The organism is Coprococcus sp. TM115-187, assembly GCF_027679115.1.
Taxonomy (GTDB): domain Bacteria; phylum Bacillota; class Clostridia; order Lachnospirales; family Lachnospiraceae; genus Allocoprococcus; species Allocoprococcus comes.
This window is the reverse complement of sequence record NZ_JAQEKS010000001.1, coordinates 145367-161207: the sequence shown is the minus strand read 5'-3', so window position 1 is coordinate 161207 and position 15841 is coordinate 145367. Positions and strand designations below refer to the sequence as shown.

14 protein-coding genes are annotated in these 15841 nt (G+C 45.4%); 13 read left to right on the top strand and 1 reads right to left on the bottom strand.

Annotated features, from left to right (window positions below):
• The first annotated feature begins 58 nt into the window (after positions 1-58).
• The 6 genes from PGW42_RS15855 to PGW42_RS00685 all read left to right on the top strand — a co-directional run bounded on the left by PGW42_RS15855 (position 59) and on the right by PGW42_RS00685 (position 7865).
• Positions 59-1009, top strand: a complete 951-nt coding sequence (locus tag PGW42_RS15855) for a glycoside hydrolase family 73 protein (protein ID WP_330676951.1) — start codon at positions 59-61, stop codon at positions 1007-1009.
• Positions 1010-1230: 221 nt separating this feature from the next.
• Entirely contained in the window at positions 1231-3333 is a 2103-nt protein-coding gene (locus PGW42_RS00705) for a recombinase family protein (RefSeq protein ID WP_270203377.1), read from the top strand.
• Positions 3333-5537 (top strand): recombinase family protein, encoded by a 2205-nt coding sequence (locus PGW42_RS00700; protein ID WP_270203376.1) that lies wholly within the window; start codon positions 3333-3335, stop codon positions 5535-5537. Before PGW42_RS00705 ends, PGW42_RS00700 begins: the two co-directional genes overlap by 1 nt.
• A 148-nt stretch (positions 5538-5685) precedes the next feature.
• Positions 5686-6084, top strand: coding sequence for a hypothetical protein (locus tag PGW42_RS00695; RefSeq protein WP_270203375.1), 399 nt, complete (start codon positions 5686-5688; stop codon positions 6082-6084).
• A 97-nt stretch (positions 6085-6181) separates the two neighbouring features.
• Positions 6182-7333: an AAA family ATPase gene (locus tag PGW42_RS00690; RefSeq protein ID WP_270203374.1), complete on the top strand. Its 1152-nt coding sequence runs from the start codon at positions 6182-6184 to the stop codon at positions 7331-7333.
• Between the two features lie 13 nt (positions 7334-7346).
• Positions 7347-7865: a hypothetical protein gene (locus PGW42_RS00685; protein ID WP_270203372.1), complete on the top strand. Its 519-nt coding sequence runs from the start codon at positions 7347-7349 to the stop codon at positions 7863-7865.
• Positions 7866-8025: 160 nt separating this feature from the next.
• Here PGW42_RS00685 and PGW42_RS00680 read toward each other — a convergent pair whose 3' ends face one another.
• Positions 8026-8367: a helix-turn-helix domain-containing protein gene (locus PGW42_RS00680; RefSeq protein ID WP_270203370.1), complete on the bottom strand. Its 342-nt coding sequence runs from the start codon at positions 8365-8367 to the stop codon at positions 8026-8028.
• Between the two features lie 249 nt (positions 8368-8616).
• Between PGW42_RS00680 and PGW42_RS00675 the strand changes: the two genes are divergently transcribed.
• The 7 genes from PGW42_RS00675 to PGW42_RS00645 all read left to right on the top strand — a co-directional run bounded on the left by PGW42_RS00675 (position 8617) and on the right by PGW42_RS00645 (position 15833).
• Positions 8617-9597, top strand: coding sequence for an AAA family ATPase (locus PGW42_RS00675; RefSeq protein WP_270203369.1), 981 nt, complete (start codon positions 8617-8619; stop codon positions 9595-9597).
• 13 nt (positions 9598-9610) lie between these two features.
• Positions 9611-11485, top strand: a complete 1875-nt coding sequence (locus PGW42_RS00670; RefSeq protein WP_270203368.1) for a recombinase family protein — start codon at positions 9611-9613, stop codon at positions 11483-11485.
• Positions 11433-12125 carry an integrase gene (locus PGW42_RS00665; protein WP_270203366.1) on the top strand — a complete coding sequence of 231 codons (693 nt, stop codon included), beginning with the start codon at positions 11433-11435 and terminating at the stop codon, positions 12123-12125. Before PGW42_RS00670 ends, PGW42_RS00665 begins: the two co-directional genes overlap by 53 nt.
• A gap of 48 nt (positions 12126-12173) precedes the next feature.
• Positions 12174-12662: a hypothetical protein gene (locus tag PGW42_RS00660; RefSeq protein ID WP_270203365.1), complete on the top strand. Its 489-nt coding sequence runs from the start codon at positions 12174-12176 to the stop codon at positions 12660-12662.
• Positions 12663-12988: 326 nt separating this feature from the next.
• Positions 12989-13492 carry an alanine:cation symporter family protein gene (locus PGW42_RS00655; protein WP_270203363.1) on the top strand — a complete coding sequence of 168 codons (504 nt, stop codon included), beginning with the start codon at positions 12989-12991 and terminating at the stop codon, positions 13490-13492.
• 1 nt (position 13493) lies between these two features.
• Positions 13494-13616, top strand: a complete 123-nt coding sequence (locus PGW42_RS16015) for a hypothetical protein (protein WP_270203362.1) — start codon at positions 13494-13496, stop codon at positions 13614-13616.
• A gap of 147 nt (positions 13617-13763) precedes the next feature.
• Positions 13764-15833 (top strand): P-loop NTPase fold protein, encoded by a 2070-nt coding sequence (locus PGW42_RS00645; protein WP_270203360.1) that lies wholly within the window; start codon positions 13764-13766, stop codon positions 15831-15833.
• Positions 15834-15841: the final 8 nt, after the last annotated feature.

Sequence of the window (15841 nt, the reverse complement as noted above, 5' to 3'; positions counted from 1 at the left end):
CAACAAAAGCTGTCCCGGAAACTGGCTGTACGCCCGTCTGGGTGATCTGGCAGCAAGGGTGACGGCGGCACTTGGCGGTTCATCTTCATCCGGCCTGCAGGCATCTTCCCTTAAGAACCTGTCTGAAGCAGAGGCAGTGGCAGAGATCGGTCCATTGTTTACCGAAAACCAGAAGCAGTCCGGCATCCTTGCCTGCGTGTCGATGGCGCAGTTTATTCTGGAGTCCGGCTACGGTAAGAGTGAATTAGCACAGAATGCTAATAACTGCTTTGGCATGAAGACCTCGCTTTCCGGGAACAGCTGGAGCGGCAGCAGTTGGGATGGCAAGTCGGTCTATACCAAGAAAACGCAGGAGCAGAATGCCGATGGCAGCTATGTCACGATCACCGCTGATTTCCGAAAGTACGCCTGTGTGGAGGACTCCATTGCCGACCATGCGGCATATCTGCTCGGTGCGATGAATGGCAGCAGGAAACGTTATGAAGGTCTGGCAGGATGCACGGATTACAAGAAGGCTGTGCAGATCATCAAGGATGGCGGCTATGCCACCAGCCACACCTATGTGCAGAATCTCTGCAATATCATCGAGCGCTGGAACCTGACACAGTATAATGTTGCAACCCAGAACCAGGGGAGTACCATCCCTGGTTGGTATCGTGTGCGTAAGAGCTGGCAGAATGCAGCTTCCCAGAAAGGAGCGTTCCATGATCTGTCCTATGCGAAGCAGTGTGCGGATGAGAATCCAGGGTATACGGTCTTCGATCCGGCCGGCAAGGCGGTTTATCCTTTGACCCAGACTGCATCTGTGCCGTATGCGGTTCGCGTGTCCATCAATGACCTCAACATCCGTAAAGGACCGGGCACGAATTACGGTAAGACCGGTTATTATACCGGAAAGGGCGTGTTCACCATCGTGGCAGAATCTGCTGGTGCCGGTTCTGTGAAAGGCTGGGGCAAGCTGAAATCCGGTGCAGGCTGGATTGCACTCGACTTCGCAGCGCGTATCTGACCTTCATGGGCTTTCCTGAAAAGGAGAGCCTTTTTACATACAACGCAATCGTCAGTTCTGCCCGATTATAGGGGGAGATATTCTACGATTTATAGTTCGGATATCACTTGCTATAAGTGCCGGATAGAGCAAATATGTCACTACCCGAAGATAGGAAAAGGCGGTGGCATTACCACACGTTTTCCTTTCGGAAGGAAAATCTGACGAAAGGAGAGGACGATATGGATTCAAATGCTTTTCTGAATGACTTGATGTCAAAGATGAAGCTGCCGGAAGCAAAAGGAAAGAAAAAGGCAGAACAGAGTGAATCGGTGGCGCAGATTCTTGCCGTCATGCAAAAGGTCAAGACTGAGAAAAAGAAGCCGCCTGTAACCAGCTATGCACCAGTAAAAGAAATGCCGATGAATGAGCCGGAGAGTATGGAAGAATTCTCCCAGCTCGCATCCGATGTGATGCAGGAATGCCGGCCGGCAATGCCGACGGTGTCAGCAGCAAGCCAAGAGAAGGCTGTTCGGGTCGCCGCATATATCCGTGTTTCCTCCACCAATCCGGCACAGGAAGATTCGTATGAAATGCAGGAACGCTACTTTATGTCACTCCTGGCAGGAAATGCAGGGTGGACATCCGCCGGCATTTATTCCGATCATGGCATTTCAGCAACAAGCAGGGAAGGACGGACAGGTTTCAACCGTTTGCTCCGACACTGCAAGCAGGGGAAAATTGACCGTGTGATCTGCAAGTCCATCAGCCGTTTTGCCCGAAACACGCAGGACTTTCTTGTGGCATTGCGGACCTTAAAGGAAAACAATGTCACGATCCTGTTTGAGCGGGAAGCGATGGATACAGCGGATGCTTACAGCGAGTTCATTCTTACTACGCTGGCTGCCATTGCCCAGGAAGAGAGCCGTTCGATTTCAGCAAACATTGCATGGAGCAATCAGAAACGGTTTCCGGCCGGAAATGTCTGCAACAAGGATATCTACGGATACGAATTCCGCAAAGGGGAGTATACAGTGAACGAGAACGGATACCGATACCGGGCAGTGTTCATCATCCCGGAAGAAGCAGAGATTGTTCGGATGGTGTTCCGGCTTTTTACAAAAGAAGAGCTGAGCTTCACACAGATCGCCCAGAAGCTGGATGCCCTGCATATCCCGCCGCCGAACAGCGGATGCAGACAGCGGCAAAAGCGGAAGCCGACTGTGCTGCCAGCTGGCGCACTAAAGGAAGAAGATAAGCGGGGGTGGACGGCAACGGATGTTCGGTACATGATTGCAAATGTTCGTTACTGCGGTTCCGTACTTTGTCAGAAGACCTACACCGATCACAGGAATGGGCATAAACAGAAGGTCAATAAGGGGGAAAAGCCGAAATACCTGATACGAAATCATCATCCGGCTATCATTTCGGAAGAATTGTGGCAGGAAGCACAGGAAGTCTGGAAGGCATACACGGCAAAGTATAGGGGCATCGAAAAGGGAAGAAACGAAAGAAACTATTCCAAGCTCCTGCTGTGTGGAGAATGCGGACGGTATTTTCAAGGCCATTCCACAACAAGGACAACCATCTGGCGGTGTGCGACGAAGCTCGCCCAGCAGGGACAGAAGCGCTGCCGAATGGAACCGATTTATGAAGAGCAGATCCAGACGCTGCTTTGCAAAGCATTTGCCGAAAAATTCAAGCTGGGTGAGAAGATGGATGCAGAAGTCCATGAGGTCATGCAGATGATCTCCAAAGCACCCATTGATAATGCGAGAAATCAGGCATTAAAGAACCTGACTGAGAAGCTGAGAGAGATCCATGATTTCGACCAGATGGAGCAGGAAGGGGATTTTCTGAAACGCCAGCTGTCTGCAGTGAACTATAGCATTCGGGATGTCCACCAGCACATCCGGGATATTCAGGCGGAAAAAGAAGCATTGAAAGTGCGATGTGAGGTGCTGGGAGAACCGAGAGATAAAGAAGCAGTCACAGAGTTAGAAAACCGACTTCTCAATGAAGAAGAACAGCTGGAGAAGCTGGAACATGAAGCCCAGCAACAGGCCGAACAGGTCCGGTACATGGAAGATTACTGGAAGAAGCTGGAGCAGACCCATGAAATCCGGGAGAAAACGCTGCAATGGCTGGATTCTCTGGTGGGAGGGACGCAGATGTTTCTGGATGAAGCAGTTGGAACGTATGTGAAAGCCTTTGTGCTTTCCGTTACCATTTTTTCACCGAAACATTTTAGAATCCACTGGTTTGATGACACCTGTACGGAAGTGGAGTGTGACAGCGTATTTGAGGGCTATCAGCAGCCTGGCATGATAAGGAGGAAGTATTGATGAACAGACAAATGACACAAGGGACGGTTGCAAACAATGTGCAGGTGATTCCGGCAACGAAGCGGAGAGTGTCTGCCGGCGGTCAGCTGAAAAAGGCAAAGGACATCCGGGTTGCCGCTTACGGCCGTGTTTCAACCGATGAGCTTGCCCAGCAGACTTCGTATGAGGGGCAGAAAAGCTATTACACGAAGCTGATCAATGAAAAAGAAGGCTGGACTTTTGCCGGAATGTATGCAGATGAAGCAATCTCCGGCACCAACCGTAACCACCGCACCGAGTTTAATCGGATGATGCAGGATGCGCTGGACGGAAAGATCGATTACATCATTACAAAGTCCATTTCCCGATTTGCACGAAATACGGTCGATACGCTGAACTGCGTGAGACAGCTTCGGCAGTGTGACCCGCCAATCGGTGTATACTTCGAAAAGGAGAACATCGACACGCTAGATGCGTCTGGTGAACTGCTCCTGACCATCCTTTCAGCATTGGCACAGGAAGAGAGCAATTCGATCTCCAAGAATATCAGCTGGAGTATTCAAAAGCGGTTTCAGGAAGGGATTGCCTTTGGAAATCCACGGTCGGTCTACGGTTATACGGACGGTGAGACGAATAAAGACTGGGTCATTGTAGAAGAACAGGCCAAGGTGGTGCGGTTCATCTTCGATGAGTTCCTTCTGGGAAAATCTTCTTACAAAATCAGCAATGAACTGAATGAAAAGGGAATCCCTTCATCAAAAGGGACAAAATGGCAGAGCGAAAGTGTGGATTTTATCCTCCGGAATGAAAAATATGTTGGTGACTGCGAAATGCAGAAAACGGTTACCGTCGATTTCCTGAGCCACAAGACGATTCCAAACAATGGAGAAGCCCCGAAATTTTATGTGACGGACCACCATGTCCCGATTATCAATCGCGCGGTATGGATGCGGGCACAGGAAATCCTGGCACACAGAAAGAAAAACCGAACGAAAAAGAAGGATGAAAAGCGGGAAAAACGAGTGGGCAAGGATGTCTTTGATAACCTGGTATGCGGAAAATGCGGAGCCCCCTTTTACCGCAGAACCCTGCAGGCAAGAGCCACACACTTCGAGGATGACAGGTGCCTGGATGCCTGCCGCAGTGAGCTGTTGGCACAGGGGAGTTCGCCGGATGACTACTATGAACGGTATTATTACACCTATCCCGTTTGGCGGTGCTCAAGTCTAAAAGATACCTCACCGACCAACGATGGGCCATTTATGGGAAAAGCAGACCCGGATGTTGCCTGGCATCCGATTTATATTGGCGAAGGAGATGCAAAGTGCCCTTCCCATTTTGTATACGAGACGGCGGTCAAGCAGAGCTTCATGGAAATGTTGTACGCCATCAAGCGCGACCATGAAGAAAACGGGGAGAACGCATGGATCGATTCGGAATTCCGGATGGTCTACCAGAAGGTGCAGGAGCATGTCGCAGAACGGGATTCTTCCAGAAAAGCAGAACTAGATGAGCAGATTCTGAAGTTAGAGGAAAAAATGGCTCAGATGCAGGGCCGGCTGAAAGAAGCGGTAGAGCGTGGCCGCCAGAAAGCCAGCCCGGAGATCGATACCTATGAAAGACTGGTGGATGATCTGCGGGAGCGTTTGAATGAGAAAATGGACGAACGGCAGCAACTCAGCCAGGAAGAACAGCTTCTTTCGGAGATGAAGCACAACTACGACTTTTTCATCCGCTGTCTGGAAGCCCTGCCCGAAATCAACAAGGCCGGCATGAAGCTGAATGTCAATGGACTGGATACAGATGGAAGCTGCCTGCGTGACTTTGGCGGCAAGGCAAGGGGCAAAATCCTGAGTGACATCCGGCGCGGAAAAAGAAAGATGAGTGCAGACCGGGTAGTGCAGGCTCCGGATTTTCTGGAATTTGAAAAGGGCGTTTACTTCGCATTCATCAAGGAAGGAATCGTTGACGGTGATGTGATCACCTACACGACGAATTTTGGAGTCAAGCTGACCAGCACCGGCAACAGCCGGACACTGATGGCTTTCATCGGATTCCGCAGATGCAATCCGAATAAAACGGTCGAGGTGCTGATGGACGGCTGGCAGGTCAACGGACTCTGCATTCGGTACCATAGAGAAAAGAGAAAGGAAAAAACGGCACACACGCTGATGATCCGGAAACGGAAAGCACAAGAGCGAGCATTGCTGGAGCGGGAAGCGTGATTTTGGGAACCCCACTGGATGAGACATTTCGTCTTGTCTGGTGGGGATTTTTTTGTTTTTGGAGGATTTTTCTTCCGAATCCATTGCTATGTGCAAAATTCTGCTATATGTTGAGAGTACAGAAATACACATAGCAGGAGAGAACGACATGAAGAGATTAGCATGGCTTTCAGTAGAAGATTACGCAGCGACCAAGATAGAACTGGTGGTCGTGAGTGCAATGAAAGGGTATCTGCGACGGATGCCGGAGAAGGAGGCGCTTAAAAAAGTAGAGACTATCCTTGACCCGAAGGTGATCCGGTTAGTCGGTGATGATGGTGCACCGATGCCGGCACAAAGCAATGTTGACGGAGCAAAGCTCGCCGCGTTCATTGATGCGGCCGTGGCAGACAGCATAAGGGAGCTGGAGAAGAGAGAAGATGACCTGTCAAAAGCAGGTGTGACCATGCTGGGAAACGTGGATGGCAAGAGCATGGTGGAGCAGATGAGTCCCCAGTTTTTGGAATTCGTGCTGGATGCGTATCGGAGCTTGAAATACAGAAAATAAAAACGAAAAAGGCGTTGATAATTTCTGGAAAATAGGGTATAATGAATTTGATGGAAAATAAAAACGTGAAAACCGTTTTTAGAAGGGGGAATGCTGCATGAAAATACTTCGTATTACAGCACAAGGGCTTCCGTTGTTTAAGGAGGACTTGGATATTTGCTTTTACACTCAGCAGCGTGTGAGTGAAGATGACAAGAATAATTTGTACAACCTGATTGATAACTATTACCTTCATTCTGCATGTGCGTTTATTGGAATCAATGCTTCTGGTAAAACCTCTGTGTTGAAAGTCATCAATTTAGCACTGAACATTATAAAGAATGAGCCAATCAATCATGTGGAGGCAAAAACCATTCTTGGAGGATCAGAGAAAGCTACGATTCGCACATACTTTTATGATAAGCGCAAATATATCTGCTGTCTTGAAACCGTGATTACAGCGAAAAAAGCAAAGACAGGCGAGTATGTGTATTCAATCTTGTCTGAAAGCCTATGGGAGAAGCCGATTGCAAGCGTTAAGTCGAAAAAATATTTGACGGATTTCGATGGAATAGAGCCTGTTGATTCACGTAATAGCAATGAAGCTTATCTTTCAGATGATGTCAGCTTTATTATCGCTCATAATAAAAAGGTAAATGACGCTGTTGATGTGTTTAGCCTTCTTTCTTATACGAATGTGAATGTTTTGCCTTTTACAGAAGATATTCCGCTGGAAGTGATTGCTTTTCTTGACCCGACCATCGAGAAGCTATGTTTTGAGCAGGCGGAAGGAAAAACATTTATTCATCTGAAATTTAGTGATGAAGATGAGATAATCTTGAATAATGCGGTAGATCTTGAACAGTATTTGTCCTCTGGTACAATTAAGGGCATTATTACATTTTCGATGGTGAAAGAGGTTCTTCAATCTGGAGGATACCTTCTGGTAGATGAAATTGAAAATCATTTTAATAAAGAAATTGTAACTACTCTGATGCGCTTCTTCATGGACAGCCGACTTAACAAAAGAGGCGGAACGCTGATTTTTACAACGCATTATCCGGAACTGCTAGATGAATATGACCGAAATGATGGGATTTGTATCGTAAGAAATCGAAATGGCATCACAGTGGAAAACTTGAGCTATATTCTAAAGCGCAACGATATTAAGAAGAGCGATGCATATCAAAGCGGATTCCTGGAAGGAACAACTCCAGCGTATGAAGCATATATGCGTTTGAAGAAAAATCTGGCCGCTTCAATTAAATAAGGGGGGCGGTAGGATGAAGTTGGCACCATATATAGCGTGTATATGTGAAGGATCAGCAGAAACTGCAATTATTGATGTTCTAGTGGATAATAATCTTTTGATTTTTACAAGAGAAGATATGCTTGAAGAAAATGTTATTCGCTGCAGGAGTGCTAAGACATTTGAGGAACGCTTCTTGCGTAAAGGATTTAAAGATCAGATCTCTGTCATAAGGATTCTTGACTCTCGGAGAGAAGAGTTTAGGCTTAGCAAAGCCTATGAGAAGAAGGTTGATGTGATCAATGTTATTACTGCTCCGGAGATAGAGATGCTGATTATTCATAGCGAAGGAGCTTATGAGCGATTTAAGCGTTCAGGAAAGAAACCTAGTGAATTTTGTAAAGCAGATCTTCGTATGCATAATGTGAAATCGTATGATTTTGTGATAGATTATTTTAGTAATCCACAGACATTAGTTAATGCAATAAAAGAGTATCGTAGAACCGCAAATATTCCTAAAGGTGAATATAGTTTATCAGATCTGTTAAAATAAAGATTTGCCCACTGGCGTACTGTGTAAATCCTACATGGTACGCTGGTGGGCTTCTTTTTTGCCTCATTCCGCATGAACCACAGACAGCACCCCGGCATGCTCCGAAGTGCAGTTGTGGCTTATGCGGGCTTTTTTGTTATGTGGTCAACGAGTTACAAAATCATACTCCCAATCCGTATAAAATCGCTTTCAGTTCCTTTACCATTCGGGTAAGAATCTCCTGCTCAAGTGCGTTGCAGTCCAAAAGCAGACGGTGAATCTCGGAATCGGCAGTGGAAGCCGAGTGTGTCAGACTGTCTACGAGAAGGTCGTCTGCTGATACGTTCAGTGCATTTGCGATATCAACCAGAGTATCCAGGCTCGGACGGTTGATAGCTGCTTCAATAACACTGATGTGTTTTCGGGTCATGTTAAGCTGTTCCCCAAGAGCCTCTTGCGTGATACCAGTTTGTCTGCGGGCGTTTGAAATACGCTTGCCCAAAGCTTCATAATCTATGGCCATGTGTGGTCCTCCTTATGTTTACCCGCATAAGGCTGTAACAATTATCCCGTAGAGAAAAATACATAGCAACTGGTTATAGAAGAGTTTAAGACCGCAAAAGCTCACACCCCTATCTGCTGTGTGGTCTTAGCCCATTTTGCTACCTGCTATGTAGCAGAACATGAAACGTGCTACATGATAGGTAGCAGTCAAATCATCAATCAAACCTTATAATATAAATGTAGAAAAGACTGCACATGGAAAGGAACGATGATGACGAGCAAAGGAGAAAAAGGGATTCTTACATTATATAGTGATGTACAGGCGACTTCTGTTCGTTGGCTGTGGTATCCGTTCATAGCAGTTGGGAAGATCACATTGCTGCAAGGCGACCCCGGCGATGGTAAGTCCACAATGATGATGAATCTGATAGCAGAGTTATCTAAAGGCGGAAAGCTGCCGGATGGCAAAGCAGTTGGATTATCGCAGAGGGTCATTTACCAGTGTTCAGAAGATGGTGTGTCAGATACCATCAAGCCCCGGCTGGAAAAGTGTGGGGCAGATTGTGGGAATGTGGCTTTTATAAATGAAGAAACATACAGTGACCTGACACTGGATGATGAACGCATCCGGCAGGCTATTATAGAATTTCGGCCACGGCTTGTGGTTATTGACCCGATACAGGCATATCTCGGAAGTGATTCTGACCTTCAGATTGCAGGCAGAGCAAGAAAGCTGATGCAGCGTCTTGGAATGTGGGCATCTGTATATGATTGCGCCATTGTGCTGATCGGTCACCTCAACAAAAAAGAGGGAACAAAAGGCCTGTATCGGAGCCTTGGCAGTATTGATGTGGTGGCGGCTGCCCGGAGTGTCCTGCAGGTGGAGCGAGATCCAAAGAACACAGATGTCCGTATCGTCCGGCAGATAAAAAACAGTCTGGCTCCGTCAGATGGAGAAATCAAATTTTCGATAACAGCGGAGCAGGGCTTCCAATGGCTGGAATGTGAAATAGCACAGGACCCGGCAGCAGAGCCGGAAACACCAGTATTTGAATCAAAGTCTGAAAAAGCAGCCTACCTGATTAAGAAGCTGCTTTCAGAAGATGATATGAGATCCAGAGAAATCTATATGCGGTTGAGCGATGAAGGTATTAGCCGTAGAACAGCAGAAAACACAAAGAAAGAACTCGGCATCCGAAGTTATCGGAAGATGCGCCAGTGGTATTGGAGCATAAAACCGGGGGAATGAGAGGAACTATAGAATGAGCAGTGGAACAGAAGCGATAGATCGTAAGCAGAGAATTAGAGACCGATATAGAGGCGTGGATACTTCCGAACTGGAGGTTATCCCGGCCAAAATTGTGGAGGGGCTTGGAGAAAGCACCTCTATTCGTCGTGTCGCTGCCTATGTACGTGTTTCCACTGACAATGATGAACAGACCTCCTCGTATGAGCTTCAGAAAAATTATTATACGGATTACATTAAGGCACAGCCCGGCTGGGAATTTGTTGGCATCTATGATGATGAAGGCATTAGTGGCACTTCGCTGGCACACCGCAAAGGAATGCAGCAGCTGATCGAGGATTGTAAGGCGGGAAAGATTGACCTGATCCTTACAAAGTCCATCGCCCGTTTTGCCAGAAATATCGTTGACTGCCTTTCTGTTATCGAAACGCTGAAAAATCTTGACCCGCCTGTAGGGGTGAAATTTGAAGCGGACAATATCTACACCCTGGACAGTAACGGACGCATGATCCTGACGATTCTGGCATCCGTGGCAGAGGAAGAATCCCATTCCAAATCAATTATCATGAACTGGTCGATTGATCGGCGGTTCAGCCGTGGACTTTTCCTTACGCCGGCGTTGCTTGGATATGACCAGGATGAGGATGGTAACCTTGTGGTGAATCAGGATGAGGCCCAGACAGTAAAGGTTATTTATTACCTGTACCTGAATGGATTTTCGCTAAAGGATATTGCGGAACTTCTGACAGATTACGAGCGGAAGACGAAGCTGGGAAACACGGAATGGAATCCGGGCACGATTGCCGGCATCATTGCAAATGAACGCCATTGTGGGGATGTGCTGGCGAGAAAGACTTTCACACCAAACTTCCTTACGCACAAGGCAAAGAAGAACAACAATGATCGAACGCAGTACCGTCAGCGGGACCATCACGAGGCGATTGTTTCCAGAGATGTTTTCAATGCGGCCAATCATCTGCGCGCATCCCGGACGTATAAAAAGAAAAATCATCCGTTGCCAGTTTTGAGTGTGGTAGATGATGGCGTCCTTCGCGGATATGTGCCTTTTGATAAGGATTGGACAGGTTTCTCGGCAGAGGAATACCGGGAAGCATCCGAAAGCGTCATGCGGGAAAAACAGTCCAACACGGTAGAAGTAAGGAAGCGTCTGGATCTTACTGGCTATGAAGTAGTTCGGGCACAGTATTTTGCAACCTTGCAGAATCCGGCGATGACGATTTCAAACGGAAGGCTGCGGTTTAATGCTGCCTGTCTGAAAAAGTTTGATGATGTGGAGTATGTAGAATTGCTTCTGAATTCGGTTGACAGATGTATTGCCATTCGGCCGTGCGAAAAGAGCAATCCGAATGCAATCCGCTGGGGTAGATTGAAAGAAGGACGCTGGTGTGCAAGTACCCTTGGGTGTCGAGGACTGGCAAAGGCTCTTTTTGATATCATGGAGTGGGACGAAGATTTGAAGTACCGCTTCCGTGGGCAGCTTGTGGAGCAGGGAGGCGATAAGCTGATGCTCTTTGAACTGGATGAGCCGGAGATGATCAAGGTGGAGGAAATCGTCCTGCCACCTAAGGAGGAAGAATCGGAAGGCGAAACAGTTAAAAAGACGATTTATATTTTCCCACCGGAATGGGCGGGGACTTTTGGCCAGCCAATCACGAGTGTCGCACAGATTGGTATTTTGCAGCAGGAGCATTATGCCGGCAATTGGGATGTACTTCGGCCGGCATCAGAAATTAAGGAAATGAACATTTTTACCGCAGATGGTCTAAATACACTGCTCCATGAAGCGGAAGAAATAATGGAAGGATGGATTGACATAGATGGAGGAAAACAAAACGTTAATGCCGCCGAAGGAGCAGGCATTGGAGACTGAAAGAGATGCAAAGGCTGAAGAACTGGAGAGCACTTTTTCATATGATGGATATCAAGTGGTGCGAAAAGAACTGTTCGCTCACCTCCGGGACCCGGCAATTGTGATTCGAAAAGACAGCATCACATTTAACACAGCCTGCATCAGTGGGCTGGAAGATGTGGTTTATGTACACGTCATGTTCAACAGTGATTTGAAGCGCATCGTTGTACGCGGCTGTGATGAAAATGATAAGGACGCTTTGCGCTGGTGTATTGCGAAGCCGGACAAGCGGAAGAGCAGAAAAATGTCCTGTAAGCCTTTTTCAGAATTGGTTTATAACGAGATGGGCTGGGATAGTGACTGCCGCTATAAGATACTGGGGTATCGAATCAACTTTGAAGGGGAGACCTTGTATGTTTTTGACCTGCTTGTGCCAGAAATTTTCCACGAAGGTCAGAAACGGAAGAAAGGGGAAAGTGCGCCGCAATCAGAAGAAACAAAGCCTGTGAATACCAGAAAGGGATTTTACCCGGATGATATTGCGGGTACTTTTGGCGTGCCTGTAGAAGAACACCTGAAAGAATCAGAAGTGAAGCAAATAGATGGATATGTGTCGATGGGCATCCTGACGGGGACGGCCCCCGGTGCCAGTGCGGATTAGAATGATAAAAAGAAACCAAGGGGGAAGTGCGCCCATTTTTAGGAGGAGGTGAGTAGATTGCAGGAACAGAAAATATGGCACGCCGGTGTTCTCGGTATGACATTAAACGTGGATGAAGGACGGATCACCATTTTTCGCAGCACACTTGAAACGCTCGGCTGGCCGTCACACTATCGGTTTTTATACAATCCCCAAATGAATCAGATCGCCGTTCAGGTATGCAGTGCGGCAGATGCAGGAGCTCATCGAGTGGGAAAACTGAATGAGTTCAGCAGCTGTGAGATCAAGTGCGTGGCCTTCGTGCGAATGGTTTATAAAAATGCCAAATGGAATAAATGCAGATCTTATCGTATGATTGGAAATCTGTTCCCGGAGCAGAGGTTGGTCAGCTTTCAAATTCAAGAAGCACTGCCGATTGAAAATGGGAGAGTGCTGGACGGAACAGTAAGCCCCACGTTTGCCCTGTGTCGGGCAGAAGGCTCTCCATCGCAAAACAATCCCACCCCGGAAGAAAAAGCCGACAGTGGGGAAATGTGAGGGGCGTGTGGCGAAGCAAAGGAAGAGCCCAGCACTGAAAAATAGAATATCCGAAATTAAAGAAGCCCACTTGGTTACCATCCGGCTTGCTTAAAGCATAGCAGGCAGGAACGGAAACCAGGTAGGCTTTTTTCAATAATCAAATAAGTGAGCTTTTTGCACCGATATTTAGGTCATCAATTTTCGAGTTGATGGCCTATTTTTTGCGTCTAAAAACGTAGAAAGACTATATATAGTGGTTGATGAATATTTTATACCGACATATTGTATTTTTCCGAAGAAATGAGTAGTAAAGGAATCTCCTCTAACCGAACGCAGGTAGTGAGATGTACATATTCTGTATTGTAGGCTCTGTTTTTGTTTGTATGCGCTATGGTATTGCAAGAGGAATATATTCTAATGAAGCAGGACTTGGTACGGCTGCAATGGTGCATTGCGGAGCAAAGGTAAATGATCCGATTGAGCAAGCAGTATGGGGACCAGTTGAAGTATTTCTGGATACGGTTTTTATTTGTAGTGTGACAGGTATAGCAATTGTTCTTTCTGGTCTGTGGAATAGCGGTCTTGATGGTGCAGTACTTACAATGCGGGCATTTGATCAGTTGCTTCCTGGCGGTATTGGTGGATTTATTTGCTTGGCATCAGTTGTTCTTTTTGGCTTTTCCTGTTTGATTAGCTATTACACTTACGCTGAAAGAGCAGGTGAGTATATCTTCGGAAAAAAGGTGAAACCCGTGATTAAGATTTTTTGGGTTATTGTCATTTTAATTGGCTCTCAAAGTACACTGGGGTTCGCATGGGATAGCATTCATCTTCTCGATAAGCATTGAGATGTTGCAGTTGTTGCTTCGCTTGGGAACATTCCAGCTATCAGATATCTTCTATAACACAGTCGGTGGGATGATTGGCGGATTGATGTATTGTTCAGTAATGAAGGCAAGAAAGCGTCTGTAAAACTGGATGAAATTGTGATATACTGGGAGCGGTAGCTCCCTACGCTGCTCTGATAATCACACACCTCTTCGTGGTGAGCAGCAGGCAACGATCTTATGATCGGCTGAGATGTGAAGAATGAGCGATTGACCTCATGGGAGGTACGATATGGATACTTTAGAAGAACTGAAATATTACTGTGATGAACCACAACCTGTTGGAGCACTGATGCTCACTGGTGAGTGGGGATGTGGAAAAACATATTTATTAAATAATAGCTTATCAAATGCGCTAAAGGATAAATGTGTGTGTTTGCGTGTGAGTCTATTTGGCATGGCATCGATAGAAGAGGTAAAGAAAGAAGTAAAGCAATGCTGGCTTAGAACCGTAGCTGAATTAAATACTCCAGCTTCTGGATGGGCTGAAAAGGCTCAAAAGTATACTGGAGTTTTTAAGACAGTTGCGGATAAAGGTGCTGAACACCTTCCAGAGCCTTGGAAAAGCATTGTGAGTGGAGCATTATCTTTTAATGTTATTGATTTTGTAAAAGTCGAACCTAAAATGGGAGATAAAAAAGTAATCTTGATATTTGATGATTTGGAACGTACTGATATTCCAACGTCTGATTTATTAGGCTGTATCAACGATTATTGTGAAAATCTTCATATTAATACAATCGTAGTGGCAAATGAGGAAAAAATACAGTCAAGTGAAAAAGATAAAATTAAATATAGTGAAATAAAGGAAAAAATTATTCAAAGAACGATACATTATGTACCGGATTACTCTTCAGTGGTTTCTAATGTAATTGATAGTATAGAGTGTAAGGATGATGTGGTTTCTCAAGAATACAAAGCACTCCTTGTAAAATATAAGGAAATTATTAGTTCTATTTTTTCAGGTGCATCAGTAGAAGGAATACCACTGGAACAGTTGCTCTCAAAGAAATATTCTGGAAATTCAAGAGCGGAACTCGAAAGTGAAAAAGACAAAATTCAGGAGTTGCTTAAACATAGACCGCATAATATCCGAAGCCTTAAATGTGCAATTCAAGATTTTAAAAGAATATATGTATTACTTAATGAAAAGCATATTGATAATAGAGAAAAATGGCTTTTTACATATCTTTCATATGTACTGTGTTTCCGGGCGGGATTGATTCCAGAAAGTGTGCGATATGGAACGCTTTTTTCTGATGAAAAGGTGTCTATACTTTACCCTGGATTTTATGATGATAAATTCATTACAGGTGGAATTAAGCAATGGATTAGGCATGGAGAGTGGGCGAAAGATACTCTTGATGCAGAATTTGATTATATCATAAATAGAGACAAAGCTATTACCCCGGAAGAAAAAGTGCGAATGAATAGACTTTTAGATTTGGATGAAGTTGATATAAGGGACGGATACCCAATACTTTTGGAAGAAGCATATACTGGCACATTGGAGTTAAATGATTATGTGAATTTGCTGTACAATAGTTGCTGGGCTAGAAAGTATAATATTCAGCTTCCAGACATCAAGTGGGAAAAAATTAGCGGTGGAATTCATAAGCAGATTGAAAAAATGATTCATACCGGAGAAGAGCAACCACGCCACCGTATGATTATTGGTGATGACAATAAGGATTTATTTTTGCCGGAAGAATGGAATGCATATAAAATAATTAATGATTTTTTGAGTTCAAACACATTGATGTTTGAAAAGAACAAAGCTCTTTATGTGAACTTGATGAAGAAAGAACCCTTGAATGCATTGGCTCAAACGCAGAATAAGCGGTTTGATATGTTTGATGTCGAGATGGCCGAGGCTACAGCGGATGGGTTCGAAAAGGTGACAAATGCAGAAAAAAGTAGCTTTGTAGATTACTTTAAGAGAATGTGGCAGGTTAATATATGCACCCAGGACTATAAGATTAAGTTGCCAGAAGAGGGATTCCAAACCTTAAAACGGCGTATATTGCAGATTTTGGATAAATGCCGAGTTGAATCTTTACCAATATCTGAGGCGCATGCAAATAGTTTTCTTGAAGTAATCGATAATTTGATTGTTGAACAGAAGCAAAAGCTACAAGAAATTCAAAATAAAGAGGAAGAAGATAGAATAAAAGCTGAGGAAAAGGCATTGGCAGAGAAACAAGAAGCGGAACAAGCGAAGAAGTCTGAGATAGACGATGTGGTTGAAAAGATGCTGTCAGATGGTGTAAGTGCTGATGATATTCTCGCTAAATTGAAATAATATTTCTG